This window comes from Streptomyces sp. NPDC001373, assembly GCF_042895815.1.
Taxonomy (GTDB): domain Bacteria; phylum Actinomycetota; class Actinomycetes; order Streptomycetales; family Streptomycetaceae; genus Streptomyces.
Genome location: NZ_JBIAWQ010000025.1, coordinates 80,959 through 89,651 on the forward strand (window position 1 = coordinate 80,959; position 8,693 = coordinate 89,651).

Sequence of the window (8,693 nt, forward strand, 5' to 3'; positions counted from 1 at the left end):
CTTTCTGGAAAGGGGACGGTTGCTCAGGCGGCCGGGGTGTCGGCCCGTTCGCTGCGCGCGGCCCGGCCGGCGAGCTGGCGCACGTAGTTGCCGTAGCTGGAGTCGCCCAGCTCGCGGCCGAGCGCGAAGCACTGCTCGTGGCCGATGAAACCCATCCGCAGGGCGATCTCCTCCACGCAGGCGATCCGCTCGCCCTGCCGCTGCTCCAGCAGCTGCACGTACTGGCCGGCCTGGAGCAGCGAGTCGTGCGTGCCCATGTCCAGCCAGGCGAAGCCGCGCCCCAGCTCGTTGAGGCGGGCCCGGCCCTGGGCCATGTACACGCGGTTGACGTCGGTGATCTCCAGCTCGCCGCGCGGCGAGGGGGTCAGCCCCTTGGCGATCTCCACGACGTCGTTGCCGTACAGGTACAGGCCCGTCACCGCCAGGTTGGAGCGGGGCACCGCCGGTTTCTCCACGAGCGAGACCAGGCGTCCCTCGGAGTCCAGTTCGCCCACGCCGTAGCGCTCGGGGTCCTGCACCGGGTAGCCGAACAGCTCGGCGCCGTCCAGGCGGCGGGCCGCCTGCTGGATCAGGGTGGAGAAGCCGGGGCCGTGGAAGACGTTGTCGCCGAGGATCAGCGCCACCGGGCTGTCGCCGATGTGCTCCTCGCCGATCAGGAAGGCCTCCGCGATCCCGCGCGGCTCGTCCTGCTCCGCATACGTCAACTCCAGGCCCAGCTGGGAGCCGTCGCCGAGGAGCGAACGGAACATCTCCAGGTGGTTCTTGGCCGAGATGATCTGGATCTCGCGGATCCCGGCCAGCATCAGCACCGACAGCGGGTAGTAGATCATCGGTTTGTCGTAGACCGGCAGGAGCTGCTTGGACAGCGTCCCGGTCAGCGGGCGCAGCCGGGTGCCGCTGCCGCCCGCCAGGACGATCCCCTTGAGCGGGCGGCGCGAGCCGTGGCTGCCGAGCGCGGCGACGCCCGGAAGGGTCGGAACCTCAATCATGGCTGTTCTCCGTGGCGTCACGGACCGCCGAGATGACGGTCTCCACATCCTTCGCGGTCAGCTGCGGCCCCATGGGCAGGCTCAGCACCTCGGCGGCCAGCCGCTCGGAGCGGGGCAGCGGGCCGTGCGCCGTACCGGCGTAGGCGGGGGACCGGTGGACGGCGACCGGGTAGTGGACCAGGTTCTCCACCCCGGCGTCCGTCAGCGCGGCGCGCAGCCGGTCCCGGCCGGCGCAGCGGATCACGTACTGGTGCCACACCGGCTCCGCCCAGGGCCGAACCCCGGGCACGGTGATCCCCGGCAGGCCGGCGAGGCCCTCGGCGTAGGCGTCGGCGACCGCGCGGCGGCGGGCGTTCCAGGCGTCGAGCCGGGGCAGCTTGACCCGCAGGGCCGCCGCCTGGACCTCGTCGAGGCGGGAGTTGCGGCCCTGCTCCTCGTGCCGGTACTTCACCCGGGAGCCGTAGTTGCGCAGCAGCCGGATCCGGTCCGCGAGCCCCGCGTCCGAGGTGACCACGGCCCCGGCGTCGCCCAGGGCCCCCAGGTTCTTGCCCGGGTAGAAGCTGAACGCCGCCGCGTACCGGGAGCCGATGCGCCGGCCCCGGTGCCGGGCCCCGTGCGCCTGGGCGGCGTCCTCGACGACGGCGATGCCCCGGGGGGCGGTCACGGCGTCCAGCGCGTCCAGGTCCACCGGGTGCCCGTAGGTGTGCACCGGCATGACCGCCCGGGTCCGCGGGGTGATCGCGGCCTCGACCCGGGCCGGGTCGATCAGGTACGAGCCCGCCTCCGGCTCCACCGGCACCGGCCGGGCGCCCGTCGCGGACACCGCGAGCCAGGTCGCGACGAAGGTGTGCCCGGGGACGATCACCTCGTCGCCCGCGCCGACGCCCAGCGCGCGCAGCGTCAGCTCCAGGGCGTCCAGCCCGCTGCCGACCCCGACGCAGTGGCCGCCCTCGCAGTAGGCGGCGAACTCCTCCTCGAAGGACTCCAGTTCGGGCCCCAGCAGATAGCGGCCGGAGCGCGTCACCCGCAGCACCGCCGCGTCGAGCTCCTCCTGGAGGCCGTCCAGGGTGTGCAGGTCCCGCAGGTCGTGGAAGGGCACGCGGGCCGCGGCGGTCGCCGTCACAGCCACCCCTTCCGCGCGTCGGCCAGGAACTCGTCGTAGTCGCGGTAGTAGTCCGCCTCGTCGTAGTGCAGCGACGCCAGCACGAGGCTGACCGCGCCCTCCGAGAAGTTGCTCAGGTCCCGCCACACCATCGGCCCGACGTACAGGCCCCGGCCGGCGTCGCTCAGCTCGTACTCCGCCTGGTTGACCCCGTCGTCCACGGTGATCGTGAAGCTCCCGTGCACGGCGATGATCAGCTGCTCCAGCGCCCGGTGCGCATGGCCGCCGCGGGACGATCCGACATCCAGGTCGTGCAGGTAGTACACCCGTCTGATCGGGAAGCCCGCCGTCCATCCGGACTCGACGACGGACAGCTTGCCGCGCTCGTCGTTGTGCTGCTCCAAGTCGATGAAGGCGCAGGGTTTGCCCCTGCCCACCTTCGTTTCCGTGGTGATGCCCACCGCCATACGATCGCGCTCCCTGGTTGCCCTGGTACGAACCGTCCCGCCCCGGCTACGGCCTCAGCTCCCGTCCCGGCCGGCGGCCGGGCGGACGACGGAGACCGGCAGGTGACGGGCGGTCAGCTGGTCGGCCTCGTAGAACTCCGCCTTGTCGTGGTGGACCGTGAACGACTCGAAGGCGTCGAAGGCCAGGTTCAGGAACACCTTCGCCTCGATCCGGGCCAGGAACGCCCCGAGGCAGTGGTGGATGCCGTGGCCGAACGCCATGTGCTTGTTCGCGGACCGGTGGACGTCGAAGGTGTCGGGGTCCGGGAACTGCGTTTCGTCCCGGTTGGCCGACGCGCTCCACGCCGTCACCATCTGGCCGGCCTTCATCGGCACGCCCAGGATGTCGGTGTCCTGCGTCAGCAGCCGGAAGATGTTGTTGAACGGGCTGCGGTAGCGCAGGGTCTCCTCCACCGCCGCCGGGATCAGCGACCGGTCGGCGCGCAGCTCCGCCTGCACCCCGGGGTGCTCGTCCAGCACGATGAACAGGTTGCTCAGCAGGGTGGCGCTGGAGATGTGGCCCGCCGTCAGCAGCAGCGCCACGATGTTGACGATCTCCTCGTCGGTGAGCCGGCGGCCCTCCACCTCGGACTCGATGAGCCCGCTCATCAGGTCGTCCGTCGGCTCCGCCCGCTTCTCGGCGATCTTCGCGTACAGGTACGCCGCCCACTCCTTGATGGCCGGGCCCATCGTCTCCGCGAAGTCGTCCGGGAGGTTCGGGTACTCCATGCCCTCGTTGTTGAGGATGACGTCGACCCACTCGCGGAACAGGTCCTGGTCGGCGGCCGGCACGCCCAGCAGCTCGGCGATCACCGTCACCGGCAGCGGGTACGCCAGGTCCGTCACCACGTCGATGTCGGTCCGGTCGGCGAGCCCGGCCAGGAGCTCCTTGGTGATCTCCTCGATGCGCGGCTCCAGCGCCGCCATCCGGCGCGGGGTGAACGCCTGGCCGACCAGCCGGCGCAGAGGACCGTGCTTCGGCGGGTCGATGCCGCCGAAGGTGCCCGGACCCATCAGCAGCGCCAGCTCCTCCGGCACCGGGAAGACCGGCGAGAAGTCCGAGGAGAAGACGAGCGGGTTGGTGGAGACGGTGTTGTAGTCCTCGTACGAGAACACCTGCCAGGCGTAGCGCGTCGAGTCGTAGAACACCGGCGCCTCGGCCCGGGCCTTCTTGAACCACTCCAGCAGCTGGGCGGCGTTCGCCTCCGCCGGCTGCGCCAGCGGGTGCGGGGGCTCCTCGGGGGCCTGCGCCCCGTCCTCGGCCACGGCCTCCAGGGCGGCGGCGTCCTCGGCCGCGGCGGCCTCGGTGGTCTGTGTCGTCATGTCGGCTTTCCTCAGCTCGGTTTCGGCAGGAGTCGGGGAGGGCGGCGGGGGCGGCGCGGAGCGGCCCGGTCAGGCGCCGGCGGCGACGGGGGCCAGCAGCCCCTCGATCGCGTCGGCCGCCGCGGCGGGACCGCCCGCGGACTCGATCTCCCCGCGCAGCCGCGCCACGGCGGCCCGGACGCCCTCGTCGCCGGCGACGGCCAGCACGGTCTCGCGGATCCGCTCCGGCGAGACGTCCTTGCGCAGGATCTTGGCGCCCACGCCCAGCTGCTCGACGCGCGTGGCGGTCGCGTGCAGCTCCGCCATCTGCGGCACCGAGATCACCGGCACACCCTCGGAGACGGCCTGGAGCACGGTGCTCGTACCGCCGTGGTTGATCATCAGGGTCGCGTGCTCCAGCACTTCGCCCTGCGGCACGAACCGGTGCACCCGGATGTGCTCCGGCACCTCGCCCAGCTCGCCCTCGGCCACCCCGCCCGCGTGCGCGATCACCACGTCCCAGTCGAGGTCCGCGAAGGCGTCCACACAGGCGCGGAAGAACGACGGCTGCTTGTTGTACAGGGTGCCCAGCGAGACCAGCGCCAGCGGCCGGCCCGTCCGCGGGGCCTCCCAGTCGCCGTGGAAGCTGTTCGCGCTCGTGCACGGCCCGACGAAGTTGACCTCCTCGCCGAAGGTGTCGCCCGCGTACTGGAACGCCCGCGGCAGGTAGACCAGCGCGGGCCCCGAGTGGACGTCGTCGGCGAACTCGCCGATGCCCTTCTCCACCCCGTGCTCCGCCAGCAGCCCCGCGACGACCCCGAACAGCTCGCCCGTCTCCGGGTCCTCCTGCTGCTCCTCGGCCGTGTCCACCGGCGGGTGCAGCGACCAGTGCTCGTTCGCCACGTACGTGGGCGTGCTCCGGATGACCGGGATCCCCCACTTCGCCGCCAGGATGTGCCCGCTCCAGAACGACGACGGGTCGCACACGAACACGTCGGGACGGTTCTCCGGGGCCCCGAAGTGCGCCTCGAACGACGGAAGCGTCTGCTGCGTCAACGCCAGCATCCACTTCATCATGTTCAGGAACTCCTGCTGGTCGGTGTACGACGCGGAGTCCTGCTGCGGCACCATCGTGTCCAGGAACTCGTCCTGGTCCATCGGGTACGGAAGGAACTCCGAACCCGTCGCGAGCACACGCTCGCCGTAGTTCTCCGACAGGGCGTAGCTGACCCGGTGGCCGCGCGCCACCAGCTCCCGGGCGACCGACAGCGTCGGATTCACATGACCCGCCGCAGGGAGGATGAAGAAGGCGATATGCGCCATCGAGGCAGCCTTTCGAATCTTGAAACGATGCAATGGAAATTAAATGCACCGGCAGTCCGGGCGCAAGTGCGGAGTTGACATAGTGTCCGTCCGCTCTTCGGCGTCCCACGGCCCTGCCGTTCCCCGCTAAAATCGCCGTGGACCGCCACTCAATTCCCTCTGGAGTTTTCGCGGGAATTCCGGGTTAGTTGACATAGTCACCGGCCCCCTTCGCGGCACGCCCACCGCACTGTTGTTGGGTGACAGGGCCCGTGCTTCAGAGGAGATCCAGCCATGACCTGCCCTCATGCCGCCGCAGGAGCCGTCCGGACCTATCCCTTCGGCGACCGCGTCGACCTCGAACTCGACCCGGCCTACGCCGAACTCCGGGAGACCGAGCCGGTCGTGCGGGTCCGCATGCCCTACGGCGGCGAAGCCTGGCTCCTCACCCGTCACGCGGACGTCAAGAAGGCCTCCGCCGACCCCCGCCTGAGCATGCACGCCGGCGCCGACCGGGACGTCCCCCGCGCCGCGCCCCGGGCCCTCGACTCCGTCGGCCTCATGGGCATGCCGCCCGAGGACCACGCCCGGCTGCGCCGCCTCGTCTCCCGCGCCTTCACCGCCCGCCGCGTCGCCGAACTGCGCCCCCGCATCGCCGAGATCACCCACGGGCTGATCGACGGACTCGTCGCCGACGGCGGCCCCGCCGACCTCGTCCAGCGCCTCGCCCTGCCACTGCCCACCGCCGTCATCTGCGAGATGCTCGGCATCCCCCACGACGACCGGCACATCTTCCGCTCCTTCACCGAAGCCCTCATGTCGGCCAGCCGCCACACCGAGGAAGAGGTCGCCGCAGCCGCCGAGGAGTACGCCGACTACCTGCGCGGCTACGTCGCCAAGCGCCGCGCACGGCCCGAGAACGACCTGATCAGCGCCCTGATCGAAGCCCAGGACGAAGGCGAACAGCTCAGCGGCGACGAACTGCTCATGCTGGTCGGGGGCATGCTCATCGGCGGCCACGAGACCACCGCCGGCCAGCTCGCCGGCCAGATCGCCCTGCTGCTCGGCGGCGACCGCACCCGCTGGGAGGAACTCTGCGCCCGGCCCGCGCTGGTGCCCTCCGCCGTCGAGGAACTCCTGCGGATCGTCCCCCTGTGGTCCAGCGTCGGCCCCAGCCGCGTCGCCACCGAGGACGTCGAGATCGGCGGCGTCACCATCCGCGCCGGCGAGGCCGTCGTCTACTCCCTCGCCTCCGCCAACCGTGACGAGGACGTCTTCGAGGACGCCGGCTCCCTCGTCCTGGACCGCGCCGTCAACCCCCACCTCGCCTTCGGCCAGGGCCCCCACTTCTGCCTCGGCGCCCCGCTGGCCCGCGCCGAACTCCAGTGCGCGCTCGAAGCCCTCACCACCCGGCTCCCCGCCCTGCGCCTCGCCGTCCCCCAGGAGGACCTGGCCTGGCACGAGGGAATGCTGGTGCGCGGCCTCGTGGAGCTCCCGGTCACCTGGTGACCGTCCGCCGACTTTTCGCGAGTTTCCGTGACCGGGAATTTCGCCTTTCATCTCTGGCCATGGAGAATCGATGATCCCCAAGACGGGTGAGCAGTACGTTGGTGATAACGGCATAGCCGTCGTCGGGCTCGCCTGCAGACTGCCCGGTGCGGCCACGCCCGGGGAATTCTGGCAGCTGCTGAGGAGCGGCCGGAATTCCGTCTCCCGACAGGAGGACGGCACCTGGCGCGCCGCCCTGGAGAACCACGGCGACTTCGACGCCGAATTCTTCGGGATGACCGCCGCGCAGGCCGCCGCCACCGACCCGCAGCAGCGCCTGGTCCTCGAACTCGGCTGGGAGGCCCTGGAAGACGCGGGAATCCTCCCCGCCCGGCTCTCCGGCACCCGCACCGGCGTGTACGTCGGCATCGCCTCCGACGACTACGCCACCCTCGCGGGCCGCGCCGGCGGCGCCGGCGGCCACAGCGCCGCCGGGCGGCACCGGGCCATGGCCGCGAACCGGCTCTCCCACCTCCTCGGACTGCGCGGCCCCAGCATGGCCGTCGACACCGCCCAGTCCTCCTCCCTCGTCGCCGTCCAGCTGGCCTGCGAGAGCCTGCGGCGCGGGGAGACCGACCTGGCCCTCGTCAGCGGGGTCAACCTGATCCTCACCGACGACAGCACCACCCTCATGGAACTCATGGGGGCCCTCTCCCCGGACGGCCGCTGCCACACCTTCGACGCCCGCGCCAACGGCTACGTACGCGGCGAGGGCGGCGCGGCCGTCGTCCTCAAGCCGCTCGCCCGGGCCCTCGCCGACGGCGACCGCGTCCACTGCGTCATCAGGGGCGGGGCCGTCAACAACGACGGCGGCGGCCCGAGCCTGACCACCCCCGACCGGGCGGCCCAGGAAGCCGTCCTGCGCGAGGCCTACGAGCGGGCGGGCGCGGACCCGGCGCGGGTCGGGCTCGTCGAACTCCACGGTACCGGCACCCGCGCCGGCGACCCCGTCGAGGCCGCCGCCCTCGGAGCCGTCCTCGGCGCGGCCCGCACGGGCGCGCCGCTCGCCGTGGGCTCCGCCAAGACCAACGTCGGCCACCTGGAGGGCGCGGCGGGCCTCGTCGGCTTCCTGAAGGCCGCCCTCGCCGTCCGCGAGGGCGAGCTCCCGCCGAGCCTCAACTACGAGACCGCGCACCCGGACATCCCGCTCGACGCGCTGAACCTGCGCGTCCAGACCGCGCTGGAGCCGTGGACCGAACCCGAGGGGCGCAGGCGGCTCGCCGGCGTGTCCTCGTTCGGCATGGGCGGCACCAACGCCCACCTGGTGCTGGAGCAGGCCCCGGCGCCGGCCGCGGCGCAGGCCGTACGCGGGCGGCCGCCGGTCGTCCCGGTGGTCGTCTCCGGCCGCACCGGCGAGGGCCTGCGCGACCAGGCGGCCCGGCTCAGCGCCCACGTCGAGCACACCCCGGAGCTGGACCTCCTCGACGTCGCCCACACCCTCGCCCACACCCGCACGGTCTTCGGCCACCGCGCGGTGGTCCTGGCCGGCGACCGGGAGGAACTCCTGACCCGCCTGGAACGGTCGGCGGTGCACGGTGTCGCCGGGGAGACCGGTCGGGTGGCGTGGGTGTTCCCGGGTCAGGGGACGCAGTGGGTGGGGATGGGTGCAGGGCTGCTGGAGTCCTCGCCGGTGTTCGCTGCCAGGCTGCGGGAGTGCGCGGACGCCCTCGCCCCGTTCGTGGACTTCGATGTGGTGGAGGTCGTGCGGGAGGGGCTGTCGCTGGACCGGGTGGATGTGGTCCAGCCGGTGACCTGGGCGGTGATGGTGTCCCTTGCGGAGGTGTGGCGTTCGCTGGGTGTCGTTCCGGATGCGGTGGTCGGTCATTCGCAGGGTGAGATCGCGGCTGCGGCCGTCTCGGGTGCGCTGTCGTTGGAGGACGCGGCCCGGGTGGTCGCCTTGCGTGCTGCTGTGATCGGGCGTGAGCTGGCCGGGCTCGGGGGCAT

The 8,693-nt window shown here is 72.1% G+C and carries 7 protein-coding genes; 2 read left to right on the plus strand and 5 right to left on the minus strand.

All coding sequences use genetic code 11. The annotated features are described in order from the left end of the window. Window positions 1-23: 23 nt before the first annotated feature. The 5 genes from rfbA to ACFY15_RS33595 form a co-directional block, all read right to left on the minus strand. Window positions 24-989, minus strand: coding sequence for a glucose-1-phosphate thymidylyltransferase RfbA (gene rfbA / locus ACFY15_RS33575; protein WP_390691501.1), 966 nt, complete (start codon window positions 987-989; stop codon window positions 24-26). After that, window positions 982-2,112 (minus strand): DegT/DnrJ/EryC1/StrS family aminotransferase, encoded by a 1,131-nt coding sequence (locus ACFY15_RS33580; RefSeq protein WP_390691502.1) that lies wholly within the window; start codon window positions 2,110-2,112, stop codon window positions 982-984. The genes rfbA and ACFY15_RS33580 overlap by 8 nt, the downstream gene beginning before the upstream one ends. After that, the gene (locus tag ACFY15_RS33585) at window positions 2,109-2,558 is read right to left on the minus strand and encodes a sugar 3,4-ketoisomerase (protein WP_390691503.1); all 450 of its coding nucleotides are present in this window, start codon (window positions 2,556-2,558) and stop codon (window positions 2,109-2,111) included. The genes ACFY15_RS33580 and ACFY15_RS33585 overlap by 4 nt, the downstream gene beginning before the upstream one ends. 54 nt (window positions 2,559-2,612) lie before the next feature. After that, window positions 2,613-3,920: a cytochrome P450 gene (locus ACFY15_RS33590; protein ID WP_366456278.1), complete on the minus strand. Its 1,308-nt coding sequence runs from the start codon at window positions 3,918-3,920 to the stop codon at window positions 2,613-2,615. A gap of 69 nt (window positions 3,921-3,989) precedes the next feature. Then, window positions 3,990-5,222, minus strand: a complete 1,233-nt coding sequence (locus ACFY15_RS33595) for a macrolide family glycosyltransferase (protein WP_390691504.1) — start codon at window positions 5,220-5,222, stop codon at window positions 3,990-3,992. Between the two features lie 273 nt (window positions 5,223-5,495). On the opposite strand from ACFY15_RS33595, the gene ACFY15_RS33600 reads away from it, so the two are divergent. Then, window positions 5,496-6,710 (plus strand): cytochrome P450, encoded by a 1,215-nt coding sequence (locus tag ACFY15_RS33600; RefSeq protein ID WP_390691505.1) that lies wholly within the window; start codon window positions 5,496-5,498, stop codon window positions 6,708-6,710. Window positions 6,711-6,780: 70 nt separating this feature from the next. Continuing rightward, a partial coding sequence (locus ACFY15_RS33605; protein ID WP_390826699.1) for a type I polyketide synthase occupies window positions 6,781-8,693 on the plus strand: 1,913 nt, incomplete at its 3' end.

Bases quoted from the DNA above. Each gene is read 5' to 3' on its own strand.
- ACFY15_RS33585 (WP_390691503.1), bottom strand. From the start codon at position 2,558: ATGGCGGTGGGCATCACCACGGAAACGAAGGTGGGCAGGGGCAAACCC.
- ACFY15_RS33595 (WP_390691504.1), bottom strand. From the start codon at position 5,222: ATGGCGCATATCGCCTTCTTCATCCTCCCTGCGGCGGGTCATGTGAAT.
- ACFY15_RS33590 (WP_366456278.1), bottom strand. From the start codon at position 3,920: ATGACGACACAGACCACCGAGGCCGCCGCGGCCGAGGACGCCGCCGCC.
- rfbA (WP_390691501.1), bottom strand. From the start codon at position 989: ATGATTGAGGTTCCGACCCTTCCGGGCGTCGCCGCGCTCGGCAGCCAC.
- ACFY15_RS33600 (WP_390691505.1), top strand. From the start codon at position 5,496: ATGACCTGCCCTCATGCCGCCGCAGGAGCCGTCCGGACCTATCCCTTC.